12 protein-coding genes are annotated in these 13,906 nt (G+C 42.7%); 11 read left to right on the top strand and 1 reads right to left on the bottom strand.

Annotation, left to right across the window (positions count from 1 at the left end; translation table 11 throughout):
• The first annotated feature begins 184 nt into the window (after positions 1–184).
• A complete protein-coding gene (gene upp, locus NC799_RS07385; protein ID WP_272445753.1) occupies positions 185–814 on the top strand; it encodes a uracil phosphoribosyltransferase in 630 nt (209 codons plus the stop codon).
• Between the two features lie 96 nt (positions 815–910).
• Positions 911–2,020, top strand: coding sequence for a non-hydrolyzing UDP-N-acetylglucosamine 2-epimerase (gene wecB, locus NC799_RS07380; RefSeq protein ID WP_272445752.1), 1,110 nt, complete (start codon positions 911–913; stop codon positions 2,018–2,020).
• Positions 2,021–2,768: 748 nt separating this feature from the next.
• On the opposite strand, the gene NC799_RS07375 is transcribed toward wecB, so the two are convergent.
• Positions 2,769–3,671 carry an NERD domain-containing protein gene (locus NC799_RS07375; RefSeq protein WP_272445751.1) on the bottom strand — a complete coding sequence of 301 codons (903 nt, stop codon included), beginning with the start codon at positions 3,669–3,671 and terminating at the stop codon, positions 2,769–2,771.
• A gap of 234 nt (positions 3,672–3,905) precedes the next feature.
• Between NC799_RS07375 and NC799_RS07370 the strand changes: the two genes are divergently transcribed.
• From NC799_RS07370 to atpD, 9 genes are all read left to right on the top strand, one after another.
• Positions 3,906–6,116 (top strand): S8 family serine peptidase, encoded by a 2,211-nt coding sequence (locus tag NC799_RS07370; RefSeq protein ID WP_272445749.1) that lies wholly within the window; start codon positions 3,906–3,908, stop codon positions 6,114–6,116.
• Positions 6,117–6,653: 537 nt separating this feature from the next.
• Entirely contained in the window at positions 6,654–7,022 is a 369-nt protein-coding gene (locus tag NC799_RS07365; protein WP_272445748.1) for an ATP synthase subunit I, read from the top strand.
• A gap of 24 nt (positions 7,023–7,046) precedes the next feature.
• On the top strand, positions 7,047–7,775 hold the full coding sequence (gene atpB / locus NC799_RS07360; protein ID WP_272445747.1) for a F0F1 ATP synthase subunit A: 729 nt from the start codon (positions 7,047–7,049) through the stop codon (positions 7,773–7,775).
• Between the two features lie 129 nt (positions 7,776–7,904).
• On the top strand, positions 7,905–8,117 hold the full coding sequence (gene atpE, locus NC799_RS07355) for a F0F1 ATP synthase subunit C (protein WP_272445746.1): 213 nt from the start codon (positions 7,905–7,907) through the stop codon (positions 8,115–8,117).
• Positions 8,118–8,324: 207 nt separating this feature from the next.
• Positions 8,325–8,789: a F0F1 ATP synthase subunit B gene (gene atpF, locus NC799_RS07350; RefSeq protein ID WP_272445873.1), complete on the top strand. Its 465-nt coding sequence runs from the start codon at positions 8,325–8,327 to the stop codon at positions 8,787–8,789.
• A complete protein-coding gene (locus tag NC799_RS07345; protein WP_272445745.1) occupies positions 8,786–9,331 on the top strand; it encodes a F0F1 ATP synthase subunit delta in 546 nt (181 codons plus the stop codon). Before atpF ends, NC799_RS07345 begins: the two co-directional genes overlap by 4 nt.
• 18 nt (positions 9,332–9,349) lie before the next feature.
• Positions 9,350–10,858: a F0F1 ATP synthase subunit alpha gene (gene atpA, locus NC799_RS07340; RefSeq protein ID WP_272445744.1), complete on the top strand. Its 1,509-nt coding sequence runs from the start codon at positions 9,350–9,352 to the stop codon at positions 10,856–10,858.
• Positions 10,859–10,967: 109 nt separating this feature from the next.
• Positions 10,968–11,831: an ATP synthase F1 subunit gamma gene (atpG, locus tag NC799_RS07335; protein WP_272445742.1), complete on the top strand. Its 864-nt coding sequence runs from the start codon at positions 10,968–10,970 to the stop codon at positions 11,829–11,831.
• A 178-nt stretch (positions 11,832–12,009) separates the two neighbouring features.
• Positions 12,010–13,404 (top strand): F0F1 ATP synthase subunit beta, encoded by a 1,395-nt coding sequence (atpD, locus tag NC799_RS07330; protein WP_272445741.1) that lies wholly within the window; start codon positions 12,010–12,012, stop codon positions 13,402–13,404.
• The last annotated feature ends 502 nt before the right edge of the window (positions 13,405–13,906 follow it).

The following is a 13,906-nucleotide window of genomic DNA, read 5'->3' as shown; positions in this document are numbered from 1 at the left end:
AGTTGATGTTAAGCGTTCGGGATACAGGATAGAAATGAATAGAGAATAAGCAAATCATGCTTTACCCACCTATTTTTTTTAGTTCACGCTTGAAAGCCATTCGTTTTTTCGCTACACTTTTAAAGATGCAGAAAATAGGTCAAAATAAAAGAAGTTATTATCTAACAATAGGAGTGATCGAACGATGGCTAATGTTTATGTATTGGATCATCCATTAATTCAACATAAGTTAACGTACATACGTAATAAAGATACAGGTACAAAGGAATTCAGAGAGTTAGTTGATGAAGTTGCAGCATTAATGGCATTTGAAATTACGCGTGACATGCCGCTTGAGGAAATCGAAATTGAAACACCAGTGACAACAGCTAAAACAAAGATTTTAAGTGGGAAAAAAATCGGCTTAATTCCGATTTTACGTGCTGGTTTAGGGATGGTTGATGGTATTCTCCGTTTAATTCCTGCCGCAAAAGTTGGACATGTTGGTTTATACCGTGACCCGGAGACACTAAAACCAGTGGAGTACTACATCAAGCTTCCATCCGATATTAACGAGCGTGAATTGATTGTCATTGACCCGATGCTTGCTACTGGTGGTTCAGCGAACGATGCGATCCACTCATTGAAAAAGCGTGGGGCAAATAATATTAAATTAATGTGCCTGATTGCTGCACCAGAAGGGGTCGAGCTCGTAAAGAAGGAGCATCCGGATGTTGATATTTATTTAGCGGCACTCGATGAAAAGTTAAATGATCATGGATACATTGTGCCAGGTCTTGGTGATGCCGGAGATCGCCTATTTGGAACAAAGTAGAAACTATTATTGCTCGTGTGACTGGCTAAAGGATTTAAAAGTCGTCCTCAGCCCGGGAACAAACATACTTTTTAAAAAACGATGGAGTGAATAGCGATGGGTAAAATAAAAGTGATGACGATATTTGGTACGAGACCAGAGGCAATCAAGATGGCTCCGCTCGTGTTAGAGTTGAAAAAGCGAACAGACCAGTTTGAGCCAATCGTTACTGTGACTGCCCAGCATCGTGAAATGCTTGATCAGGTATTAGATATATTCGGAATAACGCCTGATTATGATTTAAACATAATGAAGTCGCGGCAGACGCTTGCTGAGATTACAACGAGAGCGTTAGAGGGACTTGATCAGGTAATGAAGGAAACGAAGCCTGATATCGTGCTCGTTCATGGGGACACGACAACGACATTTGCTGCATCACTTGCGGCTTATTATAATCAAATTGCGGTTGGTCATGTTGAGGCAGGGCTTAGGACGTGGAATAAATATTCGCCGTATCCTGAAGAGATGAACCGGCAATTGACTGGTGTGATGGCTGATTTGCATTTTTCACCGACGGAGCAATCGAAGCAAAATCTGTTGAAGGAAAACAAGTCTTTGGAACATATTTATGTTACTGGCAACACGGCAATTGATGCGTTAAAAACAACAGTGAGTGACGACTATTCGAGTCCTATTCTCGACAGTCTCGGGGACAAGCGGTTGGTGCTAATGACGGCCCATCGTCGGGAAAATTTAGGGCAAAATATGGAGCAAATGTTTCGGGCGATCAAGCGTATTGTGTTGGCGCATGATGATGTGAAGGTCATTTATCCTGTTCACTTGAACCCGGTTGTGCAGGAAACAGCTAATCAAATTTTAGGTAATGATGAACGGATTCAGTTAATCGAGCCACTAAGTGTCGTTGATTTTCATAATTTTGCTGCACGGGCCCATTTAATTTTAACGGACTCAGGCGGTGTGCAGGAGGAGGCTCCATCGCTAGGTGTCCCCGTCCTTGTGTTGCGTGACACGACAGAGCGCCCAGAAGGAATCGAGGCAGGCACGCTTAAGCTTGCTGGCACAGACGAAGATACTATTTTTAATTTAGCGAACGAACTGCTGTCGAGTGTCGCCGCTCATGAAAAAATGGCGAAAGCATCGAACCCTTATGGCGACGGACAAGCTTCAGCAAGAATTTGTGACGCAATTGTCGAGTTTTTTAATTAGTTGCGTGAGCGCTGCCTGCGGGTGGCGCTTTTTTTCTTTTTTGCTTTGTGGATGGTGAAGGAGCGATGAATGAATCCCGAGAGCCGGTTATGAGGCCTGGAACGGTAGTCAAAGGAAGTGAATGGCCCCCGAGAGCCGGTTGAGAGGCCTGGACCGGTAGTCAAAGGAAGTGAATGGCCCCCGAGAGCCGGTTATGAGGCCTGGAACGGTAGTCAAAGGAAGTGAATGGCCCCCGAGAGCCGGTTATGAGGCCTGGACCGGTAGTCAAAGGAAGTGAATGGCCCCCGAGAGCCGGTTATGAGGCCTGGACCGGTAGTCAAAGGAAGTGAATGAATCCCGAGAGCCGGTTGAGAGGCCTGGACCGGTAGTCGAAGGAAGTGAATGGCCCCCGAGAGCCGGTTATGAGGCCTGGACCGGTAGTCAAAGGAAGTGAATGAATCCCGAGAGCCGGTTGAGAGGCCTGGACCGGTAGTCAAAGGAAGTGAATGAATCCCGAGAGCCGGTTGAGAGGCCTGGACCGGTAGTCAAAGGAAGTGAATGAATCCCGAGAGCCGGTTATGAGGCCTGGAACTGTAGTCAAAGGAAGTGAATGGCCCCCGAGAGCCGGTTATGAGGCCTGGACCGGTAGTCAAAGGAAGTGAATGGCCCCCGAGAGCCGGTTATGAGGCCTGGACCGGTAGTCAAAGGAAGTGAATGGCCCCCGAGAGCCGGTTATGAGGCCTGGAACGGTAGTCAAAGGAAGTGAATATTATTTAATCACATAATTTGATGATTTACCGTGGCCGATGTAGGTATAGTTTTTGGCAAGCACCCTCTGGATTGTTTTAATAGAAACTTGATTATCACACCATGCATTTATAGCGCGCGTAGTTATCTTTTCGTTTGGGAAAAGCGTTGAGAATTCGTTTATAGTTCTAAGAATGGTATGATCAACTGATTCTTCTATGTTACAAGAATTACATAGTATGTTTCTATGCTTCAATGAAGTAACGATACTTCCACAATTCATACAGCATAGCCCCTTCGCCAACTCATCAAAACTATACTTTGGTAATCGTCTATACGGGTTTTCATTCACATGAAGTGAAACTAACTGCTTGGCTAATTTATCGCTCAGTTTACCAGTTTGGACAGACATGCGGTCAAGTACACGATTAATTTGAGCAGGAAAAATAATAGCTGCATGTTGTGGTGCATGATAAAGAAGAAATTCAGGATTAACAAAGATGAGGTGGTAATTAATTGCGAAACTGAAGCCCAAGTCATGCAATAATCTTCTGAACAATGATTCACTCCTATTAATCTGCAGTAGGGGGTTGCTAATCTCTGTTCGATTCCCGGTGAGCCATCGATTGTTTTCGTAAATAAAATCCCCTTCAAAATTTTTAATTTCAAAAAGATGGATAGTGTCAGAAGCGATGAAGAGAGAATCTATTTGGACCAAGCTGTTATTCACGTCAAGTAATAGATCATTAATGATGTGATACTTATTAACTAAAGGTTCAAACAATTGGTCGAATCGGCACTCCCCTTTATATCCCTTTTTTTGATTAAAAAAAGTACTAGCATCTTTTTCGCTAAGCGACATCCTAGTATTCAAGCTTTCTAACAGAATTAATTCGAGTGGTATTGTGCGAGCTTTTAGTAACATTACTCTTCATCCTTTTTAAAAATAATATACACAGCTCAAAAGGATAAAGTAAACGAATGAAAATCGAATAATTGTTAAGTGTAAAACAGTGGAAAATAGATTTTTCGCTAGCTAAAGCATAAAAATAGCCCCTCTAGATAAGCGGTTCTTCAAATTTTCCCACAATTTTGGATTTTACATAAATAAACCAATAAGCCGCCATACTACGGACAAAATGAGGAGGAGAGAAGATAGATGAAATTCCGGTTATGCATCGTCATCCCACTACTAATGGCAAGCCTTCTTCCCCCTAATCAAATCCATGCCAGAGACAAAGAGCAAGCGATTATCTTAGAGGTTGAGGGAGACCCTCAAGTTCGTAAACAATATATAGAAGATTATTATCCATTCATTGACGTTGTCGAAGTATATGATACGTTGCTGAACGGACTGGCATTAAAAGGGTCGGCGAAGAATCTGGTTGACATGGGTGCGCTAGACTTTGTCAAACAATCGTATCCAGTCCGTACATATGAGGCAAACGTTAGTCCATCTTCCTTAAAATCATTTAATGAAAATGAAGTAAACAAAAGCGTCCCTTTTTTAAAAGGAGATATGACCCAGGAAATAAAGACTAGACGGACTGGTGCAGATGTCAAAGTCGGCGTAATTGATACAGGCATCGATTATACCCACCCAGATTTAAAAAATAGCTTTAAAGGCGGCTACGATTTGGTTGACTTAGATGATGATCCAATGGAAACGCAACCTGACCAAGGGATGCCGACGCTGCACGGAACACATGTATCAGGCATTATAGCTGGTAATGGAAACATGCAAGGAGTTGCGAAAGAAGCAGATCTCTATGGCTACCGGGCGCTTGGACCTGGTGGTAGAGGGACGTCAATCCAAGTGATTGCTGCGATCGAAAAGGCAGTGAAAGACGGCATGGATATCATCAATATGTCGCTCGGTAATACAATCAATGGTCCTGATTGGCCAACAAGTATTGCGGTAAGTCGTGCGATTGAGCTTGGTACGTCAGTCGTCATCGCAAATGGAAATGCAGGGCCCGCCAATTGGACAGTTGGTTCGCCAGCAACAGCACCGACAGCGATTTCGGTTGGTGCATCGACCCCGCCACTCAAAACACCGTATCTCTATGACTCTTTCGCAGGTAAAGTCATGGAACTTGCACCTTTCATGGGCGCAAAACCGTGGGCATTTGAACGGAAGTACCCGATTGTTTACGCAGGACTAGGTACGGAAGAAATCCCGAACGTCCGTGGGAAAATTGTAGTGATGAAGCGCGGCGTCATTCCATTTGCGGAAAAAGCGAGAGCAGCAGAGGCAGCTGGTGCAGAAGGTGTGATTATTTTTAACAATGAAAAAGGTTTAGTTCAAGGCTCTGTTGCTGATGATAAAGGTGAAATTGGCATTCCAGTTGCATCGATTTCCGAGGCGGACGGAAAATGGCTCGTTGAACAAGCGGAAAAAGGTACGTACTGGATTAACACCAACTATCAACAAACCCAAGATGACATTGCGTCATTTAGCTCTCGCGGCCCTGTTACTGCCAACTGGGACATTAAACCGGAAATTGTTGCGCCAGGTGCAGCGATCAATAGTACTGTCCCGGGCGGCTATATGGAATTGCAAGGGACAAGTATGGCAGCACCGCACGTTGCGGGAGGACTAGCATTAGTGAAGCAAGCCCATCCAGACTGGACACCTGCAAAGCTAAAAGGTGCTTTGCTGACGACCGCTCTTCCACTAAAAAATGGGGATGAGTATTATGAACCAATTGAGCAAGGCATGGGACGGATGCGGATTGAAAAAGCAATTGATACACCAGTGATTATCTACAACTCGCTTTTGTCGTTCGGTAAAATAACGAACCTATCTGAAACGAAAACAGTAACGATGACGGTTGAAAATGTCTCAAATAAGACACAATCGTTTCGGTTTGACATTCCGAAAAAACAAGCCGGACTAAGCTTTCAGCTGCCACAAGCGTTTACGGTTGGACCGAATGAAAAAAAGCAAATTCCAATCACACTGAAAGTAAATGATGCCTTTCTTAATGAGGGGATCCATCAAGGTTGGCTGACCTTAGCGGGCGACAATGATACCTATCAATTACCATATATGTTTATTAATCAAGAAGCTGATTATCCGAAAGTAATGGGTGTTGAATTTGCCCTGAAGCTGTTCTCAGACGATGAGTATCGCTATCGTCTCTATCTTCCGGAAAAAGTAGAGCAAGTAACTGTCGATCTTTATGATCCAAACCAAATGTCGTTTGACCGGACACTGCTTGAATTAGACGAACCGGGACAAGGGGTGATTGAAGGAGCTTTAGCAAAACGCGAAATAGGCAAAAGAGGCTTATATTTAGCGAATGTACGCGTAACAACAAATGAAGGCGATTCGTTTGACTACCAGATGGAATTGACGATTCAATAAAGAAAAGCGCAGGGCGCCTGGAGCTAGACAGCTCTTGGATCTTTTTCTTATCGTTTAAAAGAAGCGTCTGCCTGATTTGGGCAGACGCTTTCCGTGCTGCGTGGGAGATTTAAATGTAATAGCACATAAACAGAAGATGGACATAAAACACGATTTTTTTCTAGATTAAATGAATCAATAAAACAAATTTCCACAATTTTTACCAAGCGTGTTCACAAAAATGTCGAATTTAACACAATTTTTTTAGTTTAAACAAAGCTAAGGGTGGAGTCAGACAAGCGCTTTATATATAATAAAACATGCTAGAGAAAGGTTAAATCGATTGGAATTTATTGAAAATAAGTTTCACCTTCAAACCGATTGACATTGACCAACCGCTATTGTATGCTAATCAAGTGTGGAATGATAGGGGTTTCAGTGTGATCACCTATTTTCTACAAAACCACTTTTTATCGTGCTAGTTCTTCTGTTAAAACTCGGGAGCCGGTACATATGGAACGATCCATTTAGTCAGAAAATATACGGGAGACAAGTAATATGGAAGCTTATGACAATATGATAACCCGTCAGAGAAAATGGATGTTCTATCTTCTTGCGTTATTAGTACTTGGAGCGGGAATTACACCGTATCCTCGTATTTTCCTCGGACTCCTCCTTGGAGCTGTGTTGAGCTTTTACAACCTTTGGCTTATGCAAAGGAAAATCAAGCAATTTGGACAAGCAGCTGCTACCAATCAACCTGTGCGGGGGATTGGGACATTTACACGTATGGCATCTGCTGCCCTAGCCGTATTAATCGCCCTTCGGTTTGAGGATTATTTCCATGTAATTGCTGTTCTCATTGGATTAATGACAGCTTACCTTGTCATTATGATAGATTATCTACTATCTAAATCTAGAAACTAGAGTTGGGAAGAGAGGTGAAGAAAAATGGAAGAAGAAGTAAAACCCTTAGCTCTTGATGTGTTTGGGATACCATGGTTGGACTTTAATCTGTCAAATGTATTGATGATTGCAGTTTCATCAACAATCGTGTTCATTTTAGGGGTTGCCGCATCAAGAAGTCTTCAAATGAAACCAACTGGATTACAAAACTTTATGGAATGGGTAGTTGATTTCGTAAAGGGGATAATCGGAGATACGATGGACTGGAAGACAGGTAAAGTATTTTTGCCATTGGGTCTAACGTTGATTACGTATATTTTTGTGAGCAATATGTTAGGTGTTGCTTTTATGTACGTAGGCCCTGAACACAGTTTATGGTGGAAATCACCGACATCAGATCCTGGTATTACTTTAACGTTGTCTGCAATGGTTATCGTACTTACTCATTATTATGGAATTAAAGTTAAAGGTGCTAAGGAATATAGCAAAGACTACTTTCGCCCTTTACCGTTCTTATTCCCAATAAAGTTACTAGAGGAATTCTCCAACACGTTGACACTAGGTCTTCGTCTGTTTGGTAACATTTATGCAGGGGAAGTTTTACTAACAATGCTTGCTGGGTTAACTGCATCAGGTGTGCTTGGATTCCTGGGTGGTGCAATCCCGATGCTTGCATGGCAAGGGTTTAGTGTGTTTGTAGGTGCAATCCAAGCATTTATCTTTACTATGTTAACAATGGTGTACATGTCTCACAAAGTGAGCAGTGACCATTAATTAATAGGAAACTTCTGTTAGCCTGAGGTTTCGCCCCGCTCTTAGGGTGTCAGACAACTAAGTTTCAAGATGACATTTTTAAGCGGAAAAACAAACTAATTTATATATATTTTGAGGAGGATTTTTATTATGGGAGCTTTAGCAGCTGCAATAGCAGTAGGATTAGCGGCACTTGGTGCTGGTATTGGTAACGGATTGATTGTAAGTCGTACAGTAGAAGGTATTGCGCGTCAACCAGAATTACGTAGTGCACTTCAAACGACAATGTTTATCGGTGTAGGTCTAGTTGAGGCGATGCCGATTATCGCGGTAGTTATCGCATTAATCGTTATGGGTGGCTAAGTAACAGAGCTAAGTGTTAAATGGCGAAGTTCAATTTTTTGAACTTTCGCCATTGCTTTATGCAATTTTGAACTTAAACGTTTTCGATATACAGGTTAGATGTTATATAAACGGTTATTTTACCTGAAAGGAGTGAGCACTGTGCTACCATTTGTCGGTACATTTACGATTTATGCTGGTGTTTTGGGTGGTCTATTACCAGGAGATATGTTAACGCAATTGTTCTTCTTCGTCGTTTTATTGTTCCTTTTACGTAAATACGCTTGGGGACCTTTAATGAACGTCATGAAGGAACGTGAAGACCACATTGCAAACGAAATAGATATTGCTGAAAAAAATCGTGAGCAGGCGGAAAAAGCATCTAAAGAAGCCGCTGATGAATTAAAGAAAACTCGTCAAGAAGCGCAACACTTGATTGATGAAGCGAAAAAGGCGGGACAAAAGCAGGAACAAGATATTATTGCAGCAGCACGCGAGGCATCAGAGCGTATTAAACAAGCTGCTCAAGAAGAAATCCAGCAAGAAAAAGAGAAGGCGATCAAAGCTCTACAAGATCAAGTGGCGACACTTTCTGTACAGATTGCAACGAAAGTAATTGAGAAAGAAATTAATGCACAAGATCAAGAGAAGTTGATCAACGAGTACATTAAAGAGGTAGGAGAAGAGCGATGAGTACAGTAACGGTATCAAAACGCTACGCCGAAGCTCTTTTTCAACTAGCACAAGAAAAATCAATCGTCGAGCAATTAGAAGCTGAGCTTCAAATTGTTAAAGAAGTTTTTGAAAATAATGAAGCATTTAATAAATTCCTAGAGCATCCACGAGTGAGTACAGATAAGAAAAAACAACTAATTGATAAAGCATTTGACGGATTTGTTAAAGAAATAATCAATACATTGAAAATTCTTGTTGACCGACACAACGAAGACGCTATCCCTCAGATAGTTGACCACTTTGCAACACTCGTGAATGAATCAAAGGGAATCGCAGAAGCAACAGTCTACTCTGTACGTGAACTTTCAGATAACGAGAAAAAAGAGTTAGTCGAAGTGTTCAAGCAGAAGTTGAACCTTAACAACCTAAACGTCACAAATGTTGTCGAACCTAGTATTTTAGGTGGAGTTCGAGTGAAGATAGGCAATACTATTTATGATGGAACGTTGAAAGGTCGACTTGCACGTATCGAACGGAATATAGTTTCTGCAAATAAATGATGATAGGGGTGAAATGGCATGAGCATTAAAGCTGAAGAGATCAGTGCGCTGATAAAACAGCAAATCGAAAATTATGATGCTGACATCGAAGTGAATGATGTTGGTACTGTTATAGAAATTGGTGACGGTATTGCCCGTGCTCATGGTCTAGACAACGTAATGTCTGGCGAGCTTTTAGAATTTTCTAATGGCGTTATGGGAATGGCGCAAAACCTTGAAGAGAGTAACGTAGGTATTGTAATCCTCGGCCCTTATACGGACATCCGCGAAGGCGATGAAGTTCGTCGTACTGGCCGTATTATGGAAGTGCCTGTTGGTGAGGAACTACTAGGACGCGTTGTTAACCCACTTGGACAACCTATCGATGGGAAAGGTCCAATCGAAACAACGAAAGCTCGTCCAATCGAATCACCAGCACCAGGTGTTATGGATCGTAAATCTGTTCATGAACCACTTCAAACTGGGATCAAAGCGATTGACGCACTAGTTCCAATTGGTCGTGGACAACGTGAATTAATCATTGGTGACCGTCAAACAGGTAAAACAACTGTTGCAATTGATGCTATTTTAAATCAAGCGGACCAAGATATGATTTGTATCTATGTAGCGATTGGCCAAAAAGAATCAACCGTTCGTGGTACAGTTGAAACGCTTCGTCGTTACGGTGCGTTAGACTACACAATCGTTGTATCAGCAGGTGCATCAGACCCAGCTCCGTTATTATACCTAGCTCCATATACTGGAGTATCAATGGGTGAAGAGTTCATGTACAACGGTAAGCACGTACTAGTAGTATATGATGACTTATCAAAACAAGCAGCAGCATATCGTGAGCTATCTCTACTATTAAAACGCCCACCAGGTCGTGAAGCATTCCCAGGGGATGTATTCTACCTACACTCTCGTTTACTCGAGCGTGCGGCAAAGCTTAGTGATGCAAAGGGTGGCGGTTCTTTAACAGCACTTCCATTCGTTGAAACACAAGCTGGGGATATCTCTGCCTATATTCCAACAAACGTAATCTCCATCACAGATGGACAAATTTTCTTACAGTCAGACCTATTCTTCTCAGGTGTAAGACCTGCGATTAACCCTGGTCTTTCCGTATCACGTGTTGGTGGCTCTGCCCAAATCAAAGCGATGAAAAAAGTTGCTGGTACACTACGTCTAGACCTTGCATCTTATCGTGAATTGGAATCATTCGCACAGTTCGGTTCAGACTTAGATAAAGCGACACAAGCAAAACTTAACCGTGGTGCTCGTACGGTTGAAGTATTAAAGCAAGGCTTGCACAAGCCACTTGTTGTAGAAAAGCAAGTAATGATTATTTATGCACTTGTTAATGGATATTTAGACGATATTCCTGTAGCAGACATTACACGCTTCGAAGCTGAATTCCACGCTTTTATGGATAGCAACAAAGCAGATCTATTGAAATCGATCCGTGAAACAGGAAATCTTGCAGAAGCATCTGATATGAACAGTGCGGTAGAAGAGTTTAAGAAAACATTTGTTATTTCTGAATAAGAAATAGTAATGGTTGGTCCGGTGTGAAGAGGCTATATGAGACTCTTCACGCTAGACTACTTAGAGCCCATCTATCGTAAACCTTTTTAGGAAAGGGCGGTGAACATACGTGGCGTCATTAAGAGACATAAAAACACGAATTAATTCCACTCAAAAAACGAAACAAATTACAAAGGCGATGCAAATGGTTTCTGCGTCAAAGCTAAACCGCGCCGAACAAAACGCAAAGTCTTTCGTACCATACAGTGAGAAAATTCAAGAAGTTGTTGCAGGTATCGCAGGCAGTGGCGAGGTAGTCGACCACCCGATGCTACAAGCAAGAGAAGTGAAGAAAACAGCATACTTCGTAATTACTTCTGACCGTGGACTTGCTGGTGCTTATAACAGTAGTATCCTCCGTACCGTGTATCGCACGATTCAACAGCGGCACAAATCAGAGGATGAATATACCGTTATTGCATTAGGTAGAGTTGGTCGTGACTTTTTCAAAAAGCGCGGAATTTCAGTGTCTAACGAAGTAACAGGCTTGGCTGACCAACCTAATTTTGCTGATATTAAAGACCTTACTTCTGAAACAGTTCAGCTATATATTGATGAAGAGATTGATGAATTAATTCTTTTCTATAGTCATTTTATAAGTGCTATATCTCAAGAAGTAACACAGAAAAAACTGTTACCACTTACCGATATCGGACAAGGTAAGAAAAAGAATTCGAGCACCTATGAATATGAGCCTGGCCAAGAAGAAATTCTTAACGTGTTATTACCACAGTATGCGGAAAGCTTAATATATGGTGCCATTTTAGACAGTAAAGCAAGTGAACACGCTTCACGTATGACAGCAATGCAAAGTGCTACGGATAATGCAACAGACTTGATCAGTGATCTATCTTTGCAGTATAACCGTGCTCGTCAAGCAGCAATCACGCAAGAAATCACGGAAATCGTTGGTGGAGCAGCTGCACAAAAATAAATAAAAAAAGCGGAGGCACCTTGGTTACCCCGACATGCTTAAGTTGACCATCAATGTGGTGTTTTCCACAAACAGGATTGACTTAATACCATGAGGGGGAGGCGCTGGAGCTAGATACCGGAGTACAAATCATTTGTACAGTCTGATAGTTGAAGATAGTAAGTTAGGAGGGAAAATTATGAGCAAGGGATTTGTTACACAAATCATGGGACCTGTTGTCGATGTAAAATTCGAGAGCGGACAACTCCCTGAAGTATACAACGCACTTCGAGTGGAATCGAACGATGGCGATAATCTTGTATTAGAAGTTGCCCTTCACCTTGGTGATGATTCTGTTCGTACAATCGCGATGTCATCCACGGAGGGTGTACAACGTGGTGCGAAAGTAGCTGATACAGGTGCTCCAATTTCTGTACCTGTAGGTGACATTACATTAGGTCGTGTATTTAACGTACTAGGTGAAAAAATCGACCTTGACGAAGAAATTTCTGGAGACGTTCGTCGTGATCCAATTCACCGTCAATCTCCTGCATTTGAAAACTTAGCAACAGAAACGGAAATTTTAGAAACTGGTATTAAGGTTGTTGACTTACTAGCTCCTTATATTAAGGGTGGTAAAATCGGTCTATTCGGTGGTGCCGGTGTAGGTAAAACAGTACTTATCCAGGAATTAATCAACAACATCGCACAAGAACACGGTGGTATTTCCGTATTCGCAGGTGTTGGTGAGCGTACACGTGAAGGTAACGACTTGTACTTTGAAATGAAGGACTCAGGCGTTATTTCAAAAACTGCGATGGTATTCGGTCAGATGAACGAGCCTCCAGGTGCACGTATGCGTGTAGCGTTAACTGGTCTTACAATGGCGGAGTACTTCCGTGATGAACAAGGCGCAGACGTATTATTATTCATCGATAACATTTTCCGTTTCACGCAAGCAGGTTCTGAGGTATCTGCCTTACTTGGCCGTATGCCATCTGCCGTAGGTTACCAACCAACGCTTGCAACGGAAATGGGTCAATTACAAGAACGTATTACTTCAACAACAAAAGGTTCAGTAACTTCAATTCAGGCTATCTATGTACCTGCCGATGACTATACTGACCCAGCACCAGCAACAACATTCGCTCACTTAGATGCAACAACGAACTTGGATCGTAAGCTTTCTGAGCAAGGTATCTACCCTGCCGTGGATCCATTAGCATCAACATCTCGTGCACTTGACCCTGAAATTGTTGGTGAAGAGCACTACAACGTAGCACGTGAAGTACAACAAACACTTCAACGGTACAAAGAGTTACAAGATATCATTGCTATCCTAGGTATGGATGAGCTTTCTGATGAAGACAAATTAACGGTTGCACGTGCACGCCGTATCCAGTTCTTCTTATCGCAAAACTTCCACGTAGCCGAGCAGTTTACTGGCCAACCTGGTTCTTACGTTCCAGTCCAAGAAACAGTTAAAGGCTTCCGTGAAATTCTTGACGGTAAATACGATGACCTTCCAGAAGATGCGTTCCGTCTAGTTGGACGCATTGAAGAAGTAGTAGAAAAAGCTAAGCAAATGGCATAATAAGGAAGCGTAGCGGGCTTGGTAGACGCGAAACGCATAAGTAGAGCACCGCAAGTGACCTGGTCTTGGTCACTGAAGGTGAACTGCTTATGACGCGAGCGCCTGGCCCGCGAAGCTGGACTGAATTTAGATGCGGAGACGACCGGTTAGGGGCGACTGGATAAGCAAGGTCCGCGTAAAGGCTGTGAACTATCAGCCTTGAAGAGGGAATTGCTTATCCACGATCCCCTGGGAGTCGAAGCTCGATTGAGATAGGAAGCGTAGGAGCCTTGATCAGCGCCGACAAGCACAAGACAGTTTACGTAGTGGCTTGCTCTATAGCCACGAAGTAAAATGACTTGTGACCTCGAGGGGCTAGGCTCCGAAGCTGGACTGAGATAGGAAGCGTAGGAGCCTTGATCAGCGCCGACAAGCACAAGACAGTTTACGTAGTGGCTTGCTCTATAGCCACGAAGTAAAATGACTTGTGACCTCGAGGGGCTAGGCTCCGAAGCTGGACTGA

Origin of the sequence: Aquibacillus salsiterrae, from assembly GCF_028416595.1 — a bacterium.
Classification (GTDB): Bacteria; Bacillota; Bacilli; order Bacillales; family Amphibacillaceae; genus Aquibacillus_A; species Aquibacillus_A salsiterrae.
Note: the sequence above shows the minus strand (reverse complement) of the source record. Positions and strands in the feature narration are given on the sequence as shown.

Coding starts and splice junctions, on each gene's coding strand:
- upp (WP_272445753.1), top strand. CDS start 185: ATGGCTAATGTTTATGTATTGGATCATCCATTAATTCAACATAAGTTA.
- wecB (WP_272445752.1), top strand. CDS start 911: ATGGGTAAAATAAAAGTGATGACGATATTTGGTACGAGACCAGAGGCA.
- NC799_RS07375 (WP_272445751.1), bottom strand. CDS start 3,671: ATGTTACTAAAAGCTCGCACAATACCACTCGAATTAATTCTGTTAGAA.
- NC799_RS07370 (WP_272445749.1), top strand. CDS start 3,906: ATGAAATTCCGGTTATGCATCGTCATCCCACTACTAATGGCAAGCCTT.
- NC799_RS07365 (WP_272445748.1), top strand. CDS start 6,654: ATGGAAGCTTATGACAATATGATAACCCGTCAGAGAAAATGGATGTTC.
- atpB (WP_272445747.1), top strand. CDS start 7,047: ATGGAAGAAGAAGTAAAACCCTTAGCTCTTGATGTGTTTGGGATACCA.
- atpE (WP_272445746.1), top strand. CDS start 7,905: ATGGGAGCTTTAGCAGCTGCAATAGCAGTAGGATTAGCGGCACTTGGT.
- atpF (WP_272445873.1), top strand. CDS start 8,325: ATGTTAACGCAATTGTTCTTCTTCGTCGTTTTATTGTTCCTTTTACGT.
- NC799_RS07345 (WP_272445745.1), top strand. CDS start 8,786: ATGAGTACAGTAACGGTATCAAAACGCTACGCCGAAGCTCTTTTTCAA.
- atpA (WP_272445744.1), top strand. CDS start 9,350: ATGAGCATTAAAGCTGAAGAGATCAGTGCGCTGATAAAACAGCAAATC.
- atpD (WP_272445741.1), top strand. CDS start 12,010: ATGAGCAAGGGATTTGTTACACAAATCATGGGACCTGTTGTCGATGTA.